The sequence below is a fragment of the Pseudomonas triticicola genome (assembly GCF_019145375.1).
GTDB lineage: Bacteria > Pseudomonadota > Gammaproteobacteria > Pseudomonadales > Pseudomonadaceae > Aquipseudomonas > Aquipseudomonas triticicola.
This window is the reverse complement of the sequence record NZ_JAHSTX010000001.1, coordinates 485,740-498,145: the sequence shown is the minus strand read 5'-3', so window position 1 is coordinate 498,145 and position 12,406 is coordinate 485,740. Positions and strand designations below refer to the sequence as shown.

The following is a 12,406-nucleotide window of genomic DNA, read 5'->3' as shown; positions in this document are numbered from 1 at the left end:
CTGATGGCATGCATCACGGAGATTCATCAATTGTCCGCCTACCCCAGTATCGATACCGATGTCCTGCGCACCTTTGTCGCGATTGCCGATCAGGGCGGTTTCACCCGTGCCGGCGAGATGGTCAACCGCACCCAGTCGGCGGTGAGCATGCAGATGAAACGCCTGGAAGAAGACGTGTTGCAGCGCCAGCTGTTCGAGCGCGATGGCCGTCAGGTGCGCTTGACGGCTGAAGGGCAGGTGCTGCTCGGTTACGCGCGGCGCATCCTCAAACTGCACAGTGAGGTGTTCAACACCCTGCGCGAGCCGCACATGGTCGGCACCGTGCGCATCGGTACGCCGGATGATTACGTGATGCGTTTTCTGCCGGGGATTCTGTCGCGGTTCGCGCAGTTCTATCCGCTGATCCAGATCGAGGTGCATTGCGAGTCAAGCAAACAGTTGCTGCAACGCACCGATCTGGACTTGTCGATCGTCACCCGTGAGCCGGGCAACGAGATCGGCCAGTTGCTGCGCAAGGAGCGCTTTGTCTGGGCCGAGGCGCAGAACTTCAGCGCCCACGAACAGACGCCGCTGCCCTTGGCGATGTTCAACAGTGATTGTTTCTGCCGCCTGTGGGCGTGCAATGCGCTGGACGCGATGGGCCGCGATTACCGCATCGCCTACAACAGCAGCAGCCTGTCGGCGCTGATGGCGGTAGTCAGCGCGGGGCTGGCGATCACCGCGCAACTGGAGAGTCTGATCACCCCGGACATGCGCATCCTTGGCGCCGCCGAAGACCTGCCGCTGCTGCCCGAGGCGAGCATCATGCTGATCCGCAATCTGAACAACCCGTCGCCGATCACCGAGTGCCTGGCCGAACACATTGTCGAGGGCTTCAAACTTTAAACGCGAGCATCACCGCACACAGCACGAGGAAGCCGCAAAACAGCCCACGCAGGAGTTTTTCCGGCATGGCGTGGGCAACCTTCACGCCCCAACTGATGCTGAGCAGACCGCCGACGGCCAGAGGCAAGCCGATCGTCCAATCGACTTCGTGGTGTACCGCATAAGTCACCAGCGTCACGCCGGTACTCGGCAGGGCCAGCGCCAGCGACAATCCTTGAGCAACCACTTGGCTGGTGCCGAACAGGCTGGTCAGCACCGGCGTCGCCACCACCGCGCCGCCGACGCCGAACAGACCGCCCATGGTCCCCGAGGCGGCGCCGAGCACGCCCAACCACGGCCAGGAATGGCGCATCTCGGCAGTCGGCGCTGGGCGCGGACCGAACATTTTCAACAGGTTGTAAGCCGACAGCGCCACCAGAAAGGCGACAAAGCCGATGCGCATGGTCTGCGCATCGATGCCCACCGCCCAGATCGAGCCAAGCCAGGCAAAGCAGAAACCCATCACTGCCAGCGGCAGCGCATGGCGCAATTCGATGCGATTGCGCTGGTGATAACGCCACAGCGCCAGCATCACGTTCGGTACCACCATCACCAGCGCCGTGCCCTGGGCGATCTGCTGATCAAGCCCAAACCACACGCCAAGCAACGGAATCGCAATCAAGCCACCGCCAATGCCAAAGATCCCACCCAATGTGCCCAGGGCGGCGCCGAACAGCAGGTACAACAGAAAATCCATCACAACGGTAATCCTCTAACGACAGGCGGCCAATGCTACGCACTCACGCCTAGCGGGGAAACGCATAGCAACGCACAATGGCTATGCCGATTTTGCACAACCGTGGTTTCCATGAATCCCAACCAATTGACCGATCAGCTCGGCCTGTTTCTCGATGTGCTGGAGAGTGGCAGCTTTTCTGCCGCTTCGCGCCGTCATCCGCTGACACCATCCGCCGTGGCGCGGCGCATCGATAGCCTGGAAAGTGCCGTCGGCAGTCAGCTGTTCGTGCGTAGCACCCATGCCGTGCTGCCGACTTCGGCCGGCCTGGCCTTTGCCGAGCGGGCGCGACGGATCATCGCCGAGTTGCAACTGGCGCGTGCCGAAGCGGTGTCATTGAGCAGCGCACCGGAAGGCCTGATCCGCATCGATGCGCCAGCAGCCTTCGGGCGGCGGCATCTGGCGCCGGTGATTGCCGATTTTCTCCTGCTGTATCCGGGACTGGATGTGCAGATGCACCTGATCGACAGCTTCAGCGACATGGCCGGCAGCAGCCTGGGCAAGGTCGATCTGGTGCTGCGTACCGGCCAATTGGCTGACTCGCGCCTGGTCGCCACGCCATTGGCGAGCATGGTCCGCGTCGCCTGCGCCAGCCCTGACTATCTCAAGCAGCGCGGCGTGCCCGAGCATCCGGCGCAGTTGAGTGAACACGACGGGCTCGACTGGGAAGGCCTTGCGCCGCCCTTTGCCTGGAAATTCGAAGTGGACGGGCAAATGCAACTGCACCGGCCATCGCGCGTGCGGCTGAGCGCCAACAATGCCGAAGCCCTGGCGTGTGGCGCGGCGGCGGGTCTGGGCGTCGCACACCTGCCGACCTGGCTGGCCAGCGAATACTTGCTGCGTGGCGAACTGGTGCCACTGTTCTGCGAAAACGGCCTGCCGCCGCCGGAGTCCACCGGTATTTACGCGCTGCGCATGGAACAGCAGGTCCATTCGCGCAGTCGGTTGTTGCTGGAATACCTGAAAACCCGCTTCAGCCCGGTGCCGCCGTGGGATCTGGCGTTGCAACGGCAATTCGCCCGGCACTGACGCCGGACATATTTATCTGGCGCCTTAAAGATTCGAGCGCTAGATTAAAAAACGATCAACGATCAACGATCAAGGCTTTGACAATGACTTGCGAACGCGACAACTGCGACGACCTTCTGCTCGACAATCAGGCGTGCTTCGCCCTCCACTCGACCTCGCTGATGATGACCAAGGTCTACAAGCCGCTGTTGCAGGCGCTGGGCCTGACCTATCCGCAGTATCTGGCGATGATGGTGTTGTGGGAGAAGGACGGTCTGACTGTCGGAGAAATCAGCGCACGCCTGCTGACCGATCCGGGATCGCTGACGCCATTGCTCAAGCGTCTGGAAGCCGAAGGCCTGCTCAGCCGCACCCGCAGTCGCGAAGATGAGCGGGTGGTGATTGTCGAACTGACCGCAGCGGGCCGCGCCTTGCGCGACAAGGCGCAGACCGTGCCGCAGTGCATTCTTGGCGCCAGTGGCTTCACCCTGGAACGTCTGCAGAAGTTGCAGGCCGAGCTGCAAGCGCTGCGCGGACATCTGCAAGACAGCCTGAATTAAGCCCCGCTACATTCTCCTGTGGGAGCGAGCCTGCTCGCGAAAGCGTCCGATCAGACAGCGAGTCGTTGAATGTTCCACCGCCTTCGCGAGCAGGCTCGCTCCCACAGTGATTTCAGCGCCAACAAAAATTTTTTCCCGCCTGCATTCCCTCGTCAAGCGCTCTAAATCAAGCCTTACCCGCCCCTTCCACGCTATGCCCTTGAGCAAAACGCGATTTTTATTAAAAATTTATCTTGCGCGCTAAACATTAGCGCTATACATTCTGTTCACACCTACTTAGCGCGCAAACAATTAGCGCACAAAACCACAACCAATGAGGCTCACACCATGCAAACTCTCTACACCGCAATCGCAACTTCCACTGGCGGCCGTGACGGTCGTGCGATCTCCAGCGACAACGTACTCGACGTCAAACTGGCCACCCCGAAAGAACTCGGCGGTGCTGGCGGTGCGGCGACCAACCCTGAGCAACTGTTCGCTGCCGGTTACTCGGCCTGCTTCATCGGCGCACTGAAATTCGTCGCCAGCCAGACCAAGCGCAAGATTCCTGACGACGCGTCAATCACCGCCCATGTCGGCATCGGCCAGATCCCTGGCGGTTTCGGTCTGGACATCGATTTGCACATCAGCCTGCCGGGTCTGGAACAAGCCGACGCGCAGTCGCTGGTCGACGCCGCTCACCAGGTCTGCCCGTACTCCAACGCCACCCGTGGCAACGTCGATGTCCGTCTGCACGTGACTGTGTAATCACTCAAGCCCCCGGCCCGAACAAGGAAAAATGAACATGAACACTTTCAGCAAAGTCTTGACCGGTACCCTTCTCGCCCTCTCGGTACACAGCGCTTTCGCCGGTGATGTCGAACAGAACACCCAGGCATTCCTCGATGCGCTGAATTCAGGCAGCGGCAAGCCGATCGAGCAGCTGTCGCCCAAGGATGCCCGCGCCGTGCTGGTCGGCGCGCAGTCCGGGGTCAAACTGACGCTACCCAAAGCCGATGTCAGCGAGAAAACGGTGCAGGTCGATGGTCAACCGCTGAGCCTGACCATTGTCCGGCCGGCTGGGGTCAAGGGTGAGCTGCCGGTGTTCATGTTCTTCCACGGCGGCGGCTGGGTGCTGGGGGACTTCCCGACTCACGAACGTCTGGTGCGCGATCTGGTGGTCGGTTCGGGGGCGGCGGCGGTGTTCGTCAATTACACCCCTTCGCCGGAAGCGCATTACCCGGTGGCGATCAACCAGGCCTACGCTGCGACCAAATGGGTGGCGGAACACGGTAAAGAGATCAATGTCGACGGCAAGCGCCTGGCCGTGGCCGGCAACAGCGTCGGCGGCAACATGGCCGCAGTGGTTGCGCTGATGGCCAAGGACAAGGGCACCCCGGCGATCAAATTCCAGGTGCTGCTGTGGCCGGTGACCGATGCCAACTTCGACACCGGTTCGTACAATCAGTACGCCGAAGGGCACTTCCTCACCCGCAACATGATGAAGTGGTTCTGGGACAACTACACCACCGACGCCAAACAACGCAACGAGATCTACGCTTCACCGCTGCGCGCTACTACCGCACAGCTCAAAGGCCTGCCGCCAGCACTGGTGCAGACGGCCAGCGCCGACGTGCTGCGTGATGAAGGCGAAGCTTACGCACGCAAACTCGATGAGGCCGGGGTTGCGGTAACATCGGTGCGCTACAACGGCATGATCCACGATTACGGTTTGCTCAACGTGGTCAGCCAGGTACCGGCGGTGCGTTCGGCGATGTTGCAGGCGTCTGAAGAACTGAAGCAACACTTGAAGTAACCACCGTCCCATTGTGGGAGCGAGCCTGCTCGCGAAAGCGTCCCGTCAGACAGCGCTTCATTGAATGACACACCGCATTCGCGAGCAGGCTCGCTCCCACATGGGATAGGTGTGAAACTCAAAGCGCAGGCACAAAAAAACCCGACTCAATGGTCGGGTTTTTTCTTTCCGCAAAAAGCAGTGCTTATTTCGCACGGCCTTTGTAGGAACCGCCTTCGCGGGTATCGATCTCGATCATGTCGCCGATTTCGATGAAGTCGGCAACCGACAGCTCGGTACCGTTCTTCAGTTTGGCAGGCTTCATCACCTTGCCGGAAGTGTCACCGCGAGCGGAGCCTTCGGTGTAGTCAACCTGACGCACGATGGTGGTCGGCAGTTCTACGGAAACCAGACGCTCTTCGAAGAACACGGCTTCGCAAACGTCGGTCATGCCTTCTTCAACGAAAGGCAGAACGCTTTCGATGTCTTCGGCGTTCAGCTCGTACATGGTGTAGTCAGTGGTGTCCATGAACGTGTAGGTGTCACCGCTGATGAACGACAGGGTGGCTTCTTTACGATCCAGGATCACGTCGTCCAGTTTGTCGTCCGCACCGTAAACGGTTTCGGTCTTGTAACCGGTCAGCAGGTTCTTCAGCTTGGTCTTCATGATCGCGCTGTTACGGCCCGACTTGGTGAATTCAGCTTTCTGAACCAGCCAAGGATCGTTGTCGATACGGATCACGGTACCGGGTTTGAGTTCTTTACCAGTTTTCATTGCGAATATCCGAATTTGGATGGGATTTACAAAAATCTAGGCCGCGTATCATATCCAATTTACATAAAACTGTACCAGCGCCGTGGCAAGATCCGCCTGCAAGGCCTGTTCCAGACACCATGCTTCGGCGTTCTCCTCGAGTTCCGGCCAATGATTTCGCACCGCCAGCCAGTGCTCGCCGATCGGTTGCCCGGCGCTCCACGCTCGCCACAGACCGTTCATCGCCTGCGCCGCAGCGGGCGAAAGGCCGTGAGTGTAGAGCTCGAGAAAAGCATCGAGCTTGTCCAGATGGATGTCATCGTCCTGCTGGTAGATGTGCCAGAGCATCGGCCGCCCCGCCCATTGCGCGCGAACGAATGAATCTTCACCGCGCACCGCGTTGAAATCGCAGCACCAAAGCAGATGGTCGTACTGATCCTGACGGACGAACGGCAGCACTTGCACGGTCAGTGACTCGCGCACATGAATCGCGCCGACCGTCAGGGTTTCCACGTCCAGCCAGCGCGCCACATCGCCGAGAATCCGTCCTTCCGGCACCAGCAGGTGAGTCGGCCGCGCATCGGCCGCCAGCACGTCCAGCCAACTGGCCAACCCGGCATTTTCATAAGCAAACAGCGAGATCAGTTGCGCATCGGGCGCGGGATCAATACCCAGACCTTGCAGGAAATGTTGCCGGGCCGGCCGATTCTGCTGAAACTGCCGACGCTGTTCGAGCAGCCCGCATTCGCGCAGCAGGCCGCCGGTGCCCGGCTTGAAGCCCGGAAAGAAAAAGAACTTCTGCACCGTTTTGTATTTTACCGACGGCAAGCCGTGGCAGCCGGTGACCCAGTCTTCGGCGCTGAGATAATCGAGGTTGAGCCACAGCGGCGGCGTTTCCCGCGCAGCCATGCTGTCCATGTAATCAGTGGGCAACTGACAGGCGAAGGCGGCGATGACTACGTCGGCCGCCTCGGCGTGCAGCCACTCGCTCGGCCACTGACGCACCTCGACGCCCTGCTGCCATTGCTGCACAACGTCGACATCGATCTCAGGACAGAGGCGCTCGAACGCGCGCAGATCATCCACCCACAGGCGCACCGGCAACGCATGCTCGGCCACCAGCTGCCGGGCCAGGCGCCAGGTCACGCCGATGTCACCGAAGTTATCGACCACGGTGCAAAAAATGTCCCAGCGGGGTTTCGCTTCAGGCATGCCGTTCTCCCGTTGGCAAAAAACCTCGATTGTCCGCATAAATGCGCTCGCGCAGAAGAGCCGACGGCGATTAATCTTCGTGCGACAATCGCCGCTTGCCCGCAACCATCCGCCAGGAGGCCGCCATGCCCTACCGTCCCAATCCCCGTCGTCCCTTGCCTGTTCAGCTTAGCGCGCTGCATCTGACCGGCAGCATTGCGCTGGGCCTGTGGCTAGGGTTCCTGGCGATTGCGCTGACCTGCTGGCTGCTTTCGCGCTTTATCTTTCCCGAGCAACTGGCCCCTGTCGCGCAAGCGGTGCAGCAGCGCGTCAGTCCGCCGGCTGTGGCGCCCGTGCAGGTTCAGCCGGACATTCCGCCGCAAAGTCCGCTGTTCCAACAGTACGAAGAAAACCTGCGCAAGAATGAACAGCAGGCCCGACTGGATCAGGCGCGCGCCAATTCGCGTAACGCGTCCAATCCGAAATGCCAGTTCTGGCTGCAGCAGGACCAGACCGCGCCGACCGAAAAGAGCCGCGCCAACGTTTTGCAATTCTGCGATTGATCATGAACAAACACAGCGTCCACCAGTTGATTCTCGACAAGCTGCGCATCGACCTCGACATCGCCGAACGCGCCGCGCAAACCGCTTACGAAACCGCGACCCACGAAGAAAACATCGCCGAAAACAAGTACGACACGCTGGGGCTGGAGGCGTCGTATCTGGCGGCGGGTCAGGCGAAGCGGGTTGAGGAAATCCGCCAGTCACTGGCGCTATGTCAGAACCTGACGTTGCGTGCCTACGATGAAAATCGCGGCATTGAAGTCGGCGCCCTGCTCGGCCTGGAGGACGAAAAGGGTCGCGAGCAATGGCTGTTTCTGGCGCCGGATGCGGCGGGGCTGAAAGTCGACGTGGTGGGTCAGCCGGTTACCGTCATCACCCCGCGCTCGCCGCTGGGCAAAAGCCTGCTGGGCAAGTTCGAGGGCGATGAGGTGGAGATTCTGGTGGCGGGCACCCGGCAACAGTTTGCTGTCACCGAGGTGCTCTGAAGCGGGTGCTTAGTGAACGGGCAGTTCGACGCCGTCGAACAGCTCTTCGAGCTCTTGCTTGTTGTGGCACTGAATGGCCTTGGCCATGACTTCGCGGGTCAGGTGCGGGGCGAACTTCTCGATGAAGTCGCACATGAAGCCACGCAGGAAAGTGCCACGACGGAATCCGATCTTGGTGATGCTCGACTCGAACAGCTCGCTGGCATCCAGCACTACCAGGTCGTTGTCGAGTTTGGTATCGACGGCCATTTTCGCGACGATGCCCACGCCCAGGCCCAGGCGCACGTAGGTTTTGATCACGTCGGCGTCAGCAGCGGTGAACACCACTTTCGGCGTCAGGCCACGATGGCTGAAGGCTTCGTCGAGCTTGGAGCGGCCGGTGAAACCGAACACGTAAGTGACGATCGGGTATTCGGCCAGTGCTTCGAGGGTCAGCTTCGGCAGTTTGGTCAGCGGGTGACCCTGCGGCACGACTACGCAACGGTTCCAGCGGTAGCACGGCATCATCACCAGATCACCGAACAACTCCAGCGCCTCAGTGGCAATGGCGAAGTCGACGGTGCCGTCCGCGGCCATTTCGGCGATCTGCATCGGCGAACCCTGATGCATGTGCAGGGCCACGTCCGGGTATTGCTTGATGAAATTGCTGATCACCGGCGGCAGCGCATAACGCGCCTGGGTGTGAGTGGTGGCGATCGACAGGGTGCCCTTTTTCTCGTTGGAGAATTCCTGAGCAATCTGCTTGATGCTTTCAACCTTGCGCAGGATTTCACCGGCGGTGGTGATGATGCGCTCGCCGGCCGGGGTGACGCGGGTCAGGTGCTTGCCGCTGCGGGCGAAGACTTCGACGCCCAGCTCGTCTTCCAGCAGGCGGATCTGCTTACTGATGCCCGGTTGCGAGGTGTACAGGCTTTGAGCGGTAGCGGAAACGTTGAGGTCGTGGTGCGCCACTTCCCAGATGTAGCGCAGTTGTTGAAGCTTCATATCAATCCCTCAAAGCAGGTAGACGCCACGGGCATCAGCGACGGTATATAACTATATTAATGGTTCGAAGAATAAATCTAGAACTTTTTTATCAAAACGCCATTATTCCTGCTTCAGCGATCCTCACGCCGCCGGCGTTCCATCAGCGGCACCAGATAGACCGGCACCTTGGCCAATTGCAGGACCCGCGCCGCCGTGCGCCCCAACGGTGTTTCCGCACCGACACCATGGCTGTGACTGCCGACGATCAGCAGATCGACCGAGAGCTTGTGCACCTGGTCGAGAATCACCTGCGACGGGTCGCCCTGCAGCACGCGCACCGCGCGAATGCGCTGCAGATCCTGTTCGCCGTCGTCCCCCAGTTCTTCACGAAAGCTGTCGAGCACCCGTTGTTCGATATTGGCGATGACTGTTTTCAGACCCTGACTATGGAATTCGTTCAATGCCTGTTCGTCGAGATAGCTTTGCAGCACCGACTCGGCAAACAGGCCCATGGGTTCCACCGCGTGTACTACATACAGATCGGCATTGAAGGTGCGCGCCAAGGCCAGGGCATGCTGCATCACGAACGGTGCGTACAGACCGAGGTCGGTGGCATACAGCATTGAGCGAATCATGGGACCTCCTCGCGAGCCAACGATGGCGGAGATTGATTCAGCTTAGCAGTGCCTTGGCGAGTACGACGTGCGACGCAACGTCCTGAATGAAAAGGCTCTAGATCGACGGTTCGTTGCTGATGCCATGGGGCACATGGCCGGTGGCGACCACTTCGCGAGCCAGTTCGCAATGGCCGGTCTGGTCATCGAAGAACACGTCGGCGGCGAAGGCTTCGAGGAACGCCGATTTGGTCAGGCCACCGAGAAACAGCGACTCATCGAGACGAATATCCCATTCCCGCAAGGTGCGAATCACCCGCTCATGGGCCGGCGCCGAACGCGCGGTCACCAGCGCCGTGCGGATCGGGCAATCGTCATCGGGAAACTCGCGCTGCAACAGATTGAGCGCTGCCAGAAAGCCCTTGAACGGACCTCCGCGTAACGGCTCGCGTGCCGACTCGCGTTCCTTGGCCTGAAACGCTTCCAGGCCGCCGGACTGATAGACGCGCTCGGACTCGTCGGAAAAAATCACCGCGTCACCGTCGAAGGCAATACGTAATTCATCGCTGGCCGCGCGGCTGGCGCCACCGGAGAGAATCGTCGCGGCGGCGAACCCGGCGTCCAGCGCCGCACGCACGTCTTCGGCGTGGGTCGAGAGAAACAGGTCGCAGCCAAACGCTTTCAGATACGGATACGGACTCCGCCCGCCGACGAACGCCGCACGAGAAATCGCCAGGCCGTAATGATGAATCGAATTGAACACCCGCAGACCGGTGTCGGCGCTGTTGCGGGAAACCAGAATCACCTCGACCCGCGCGCGGCCGAGCCGACTGTTCAGGCTCAAGAGTTTTTCCACCAGCGGGAACGCATCGCCCGGCGCGAGGATTTCGTCTTCGTGCTCGATCTGATATTGCCGATAGGCTTCGACGCCGCTCGACAGGTAGACCTTGTGGCTTTCGCTCAGGTCGAACAAGGCGCGCGAGGAAATCGCCAGTACCAGTTTGTCATCGATGTTATTGGCCATGCTTTCCCCCCAGAACAACCGACTCAGGTATTGCGTCGGTCGATAAAACCCAAATGGCGATACAACGCCTCGATGCGCGGCAACTCGCAGCCCGCCGCTTTCGTCGCCGCCAGTGGCCGGGCGTAGATCGCCTCCAGCTCCAGCGGACGCTTGTGTGCAAAGTCGTGGTACATGCTCGGCCAGTAATCGGGCATTTTTTCCGTCATGGTGAACAGGTACTCGGCGTAACCGGGCGGGATCTCGTATCCACAGGCCTTGGCGCCAAGCACCACTTCCGCCATCAACGCCTGAATCGACACGCGGCTGTCAGCATCAGCCATCAGCGCTTCGGTTCCCGCGCCGAGCAACACCGAAAGGCCGTTGTAGGGGATATTCCACACCAGCTTCTGCCAGCGCGCCTGATGCAGGTTGGCCATCGCTTGAGAGTCGATGCCGGCGGCACGGAACAGCCCGGCGCCCTCCTCGACAATTGCCATGCGCGCCACTTCATCGATGGCAGAGCCGCTGTGATAACCGACATTCACCGCGCCAAGGGCCTGATGGGTAATCTGCCCCGGCCCCTCGCGGTGCACGCAGATCAGGCACAGACCACCGAGCAGATGCAGCGATTCCGGCAACAGTGGTCGCAGGCTGTCTTCGACATCCAGACCGTTCTGCAGCAACAGCACTTTTGCATCGGGTTTAGCGGCTTGAATGATCGCCGGGGCCAGACCGGCATTACTGGTGGTCTTGGTGCCGACCAGCAGCCAGTCACAGGGCGGCATGTCTTCGGCAGCGGAATAGGCATTCGCCGGATTCAGCGTCAACGGCCCATGCACTGCACTGTTGATCTGCAAACCGCGCTCAGCCACTGCGGAAAATTCGCTGCGCAACAAGAAATGCACATCGAAACCGGCACGCGCCAGCATCACCCCGTAAAAACCACCGATCGCACCGGTACCGATAATCCCCACCACCGGTTTGCTGACTGTCTCGCTCATGGCAACTCCTCTGCAATTCGACCCAGCGCCTGCGCCACAGCCTGATTGACCTCGGCAACCGTCAGACGGCTGTGCACTGCGCCAAAGAACTCGCCGTCGCGCACCACAAACAGCGCCGGCAAATGAAACACCTGATAACGCTCGACCAGGCCGCCGTTGTTGCCGGCGTCGATCCAGCACAGCCGATCGATCGCCAGCGGCATGCCCGGCAACACCTCGCGGGCATAGCGACAACTGGCGCAGCCGACGCTGGTGAAGATCACCAGAGAAACCCCGCGCATCGCCAGCAGCCGCTGGTCGGCGTCGAAGTCGGTCAGCTCGGATTCGACCACTATACTGGGGGAAACAATGTCAGATGGCCGACACAGGGAGTCTGTGCTCATGGGACGTTTCATTCCTCATCCGGACGAAGTGCCGGTTGAATTGACGTTACTCAAGCCTGAATGCATTTCCAGACAACAGCTGCACACTATCAGCCTCGGCGGCATCGCTTGCAATTACCACCGCGCCTGGCGCCACGGCACTGCGCTGCAAGTACGCATGCCGACGCTGAATGCCGACTTCTGTTATCCGGGCTACGTGGCCTGGTGTCTGCGCCGCAAAAAAGGCTATCTGGTGGGCATTGCCTTCACTGACGAACAGACCCTGTTCAGCGCGCGAATGGGTGAGCAGGTGTGTCAGATCGAACGCTATTCGCGCATGCAGGACAGCCACGACGATCTGCAGGATAGTCAGGCGCTGGCCCTGCAATGGGTCGAGGAGCACGCCGAAGAGTTCTCCCACGACAACCTGCGCAAGGCTTTTGCGCAGCCAGCGCTGGACTAAAG

The 12,406-nt window shown here is 60.4% G+C and carries 16 protein-coding genes; 8 read left to right on the top strand and 8 right to left on the bottom strand.

Going from position 1 to position 12,406, the window contains the following annotated elements; all coding sequences use genetic code 11:
* The first annotated feature begins 30 nt into the window (after positions 1 to 30).
* Positions 31 to 885, top strand: coding sequence for a LysR substrate-binding domain-containing protein (locus KVG85_RS02290; RefSeq protein WP_172667885.1), 855 nt, complete (start codon positions 31 to 33; stop codon positions 883 to 885).
* Here KVG85_RS02290 and KVG85_RS02285 read toward each other — a convergent pair.
* Positions 875 to 1,621, bottom strand: a complete 747-nt coding sequence (locus tag KVG85_RS02285) for a sulfite exporter TauE/SafE family protein (protein ID WP_024013771.1) — start codon at positions 1,619 to 1,621, stop codon at positions 875 to 877. The two genes, KVG85_RS02290 and KVG85_RS02285, sit on opposite strands and share 11 nt — an antisense overlap.
* A gap of 111 nt (positions 1,622 to 1,732) precedes the next feature.
* Between KVG85_RS02285 and KVG85_RS02280 the strand changes: the two genes are divergently transcribed.
* From KVG85_RS02280 to KVG85_RS02265, 4 genes are all read left to right on the top strand, one after another.
* On the top strand, positions 1,733 to 2,689 hold the full coding sequence (locus tag KVG85_RS02280; protein WP_016770867.1) for a LysR family transcriptional regulator: 957 nt from the start codon (positions 1,733 to 1,735) through the stop codon (positions 2,687 to 2,689).
* Positions 2,690 to 2,772: 83 nt separating this feature from the next.
* Positions 2,773 to 3,228, top strand: coding sequence for a MarR family winged helix-turn-helix transcriptional regulator (locus KVG85_RS02275; RefSeq protein WP_073472431.1), 456 nt, complete (start codon positions 2,773 to 2,775; stop codon positions 3,226 to 3,228).
* A gap of 327 nt (positions 3,229 to 3,555) precedes the next feature.
* Positions 3,556 to 3,975 (top strand): organic hydroperoxide resistance protein, encoded by a 420-nt coding sequence (locus tag KVG85_RS02270; RefSeq protein ID WP_007940002.1) that lies wholly within the window; start codon positions 3,556 to 3,558, stop codon positions 3,973 to 3,975.
* A gap of 37 nt (positions 3,976 to 4,012) precedes the next feature.
* Positions 4,013 to 5,023 carry an alpha/beta hydrolase gene (locus KVG85_RS02265; RefSeq protein WP_217862871.1) on the top strand — a complete coding sequence of 337 codons (1,011 nt, stop codon included), beginning with the start codon at positions 4,013 to 4,015 and terminating at the stop codon, positions 5,021 to 5,023.
* 184 nt (positions 5,024 to 5,207) lie between these two features.
* Here the strand turns inward: KVG85_RS02265 and KVG85_RS02260 are convergent, their stop codons facing one another.
* Both KVG85_RS02260 and earP read right to left on the bottom strand, forming a co-directional pair.
* A complete protein-coding gene (locus tag KVG85_RS02260; RefSeq protein WP_003226785.1) occupies positions 5,208 to 5,777 on the bottom strand; it encodes an elongation factor P in 570 nt (189 codons plus the stop codon).
* A 48-nt stretch (positions 5,778 to 5,825) separates the two neighbouring features.
* Positions 5,826 to 6,968, bottom strand: a complete 1,143-nt coding sequence (gene earP / locus KVG85_RS02255; protein WP_217862870.1) for an elongation factor P maturation arginine rhamnosyltransferase EarP — start codon at positions 6,966 to 6,968, stop codon at positions 5,826 to 5,828.
* 125 nt (positions 6,969 to 7,093) lie between these two features.
* On the opposite strand from earP, the gene KVG85_RS02250 reads away from it, so the two are divergent.
* Positions 7,094 to 7,510: a hypothetical protein gene (locus KVG85_RS02250; RefSeq protein ID WP_016770871.1), complete on the top strand. Its 417-nt coding sequence runs from the start codon at positions 7,094 to 7,096 to the stop codon at positions 7,508 to 7,510.
* A gap of 2 nt (positions 7,511 to 7,512) precedes the next feature.
* Positions 7,513 to 7,995: a GreA/GreB family elongation factor gene (locus KVG85_RS02245; RefSeq protein WP_071173126.1), complete on the top strand. Its 483-nt coding sequence runs from the start codon at positions 7,513 to 7,515 to the stop codon at positions 7,993 to 7,995.
* A 9-nt stretch (positions 7,996 to 8,004) separates the two neighbouring features.
* Here the strand turns inward: KVG85_RS02245 and cysB are convergent, their stop codons facing one another.
* From cysB to KVG85_RS02220, 5 genes are all read right to left on the bottom strand, one after another.
* Positions 8,005 to 8,979, bottom strand: a complete 975-nt coding sequence (gene cysB, locus KVG85_RS02240) for an HTH-type transcriptional regulator CysB (protein WP_007908591.1) — start codon at positions 8,977 to 8,979, stop codon at positions 8,005 to 8,007.
* A gap of 113 nt (positions 8,980 to 9,092) precedes the next feature.
* Complete coding sequence (locus KVG85_RS02235) at positions 9,093 to 9,596, bottom strand: universal stress protein (RefSeq protein ID WP_016770874.1); 504 nt, start codon at positions 9,594 to 9,596, stop codon at positions 9,093 to 9,095.
* Positions 9,597 to 9,693: 97 nt separating this feature from the next.
* Positions 9,694 to 10,599: a 5'-nucleotidase gene (locus KVG85_RS02230; protein WP_039759920.1), complete on the bottom strand. Its 906-nt coding sequence runs from the start codon at positions 10,597 to 10,599 to the stop codon at positions 9,694 to 9,696.
* 23 nt (positions 10,600 to 10,622) lie between these two features.
* A complete protein-coding gene (locus KVG85_RS02225) occupies positions 10,623 to 11,579 on the bottom strand; it encodes a putative 2-dehydropantoate 2-reductase (protein WP_217862869.1) in 957 nt (318 codons plus the stop codon).
* Entirely contained in the window at positions 11,576 to 11,962 is a 387-nt protein-coding gene (locus KVG85_RS02220) for a thioredoxin family protein (RefSeq protein ID WP_038860429.1), read from the bottom strand. The genes KVG85_RS02225 and KVG85_RS02220 overlap by 4 nt, the downstream gene beginning before the upstream one ends.
* On the opposite strand from KVG85_RS02220, the gene KVG85_RS02215 reads away from it, so the two are divergent.
* A complete protein-coding gene (locus KVG85_RS02215) occupies positions 11,961 to 12,404 on the top strand; it encodes a PilZ domain-containing protein (RefSeq protein ID WP_024013780.1) in 444 nt (147 codons plus the stop codon). The two genes, KVG85_RS02220 and KVG85_RS02215, sit on opposite strands and share 2 nt — an antisense overlap.
* The last annotated feature ends 2 nt before the right edge of the window (positions 12,405 to 12,406 follow it).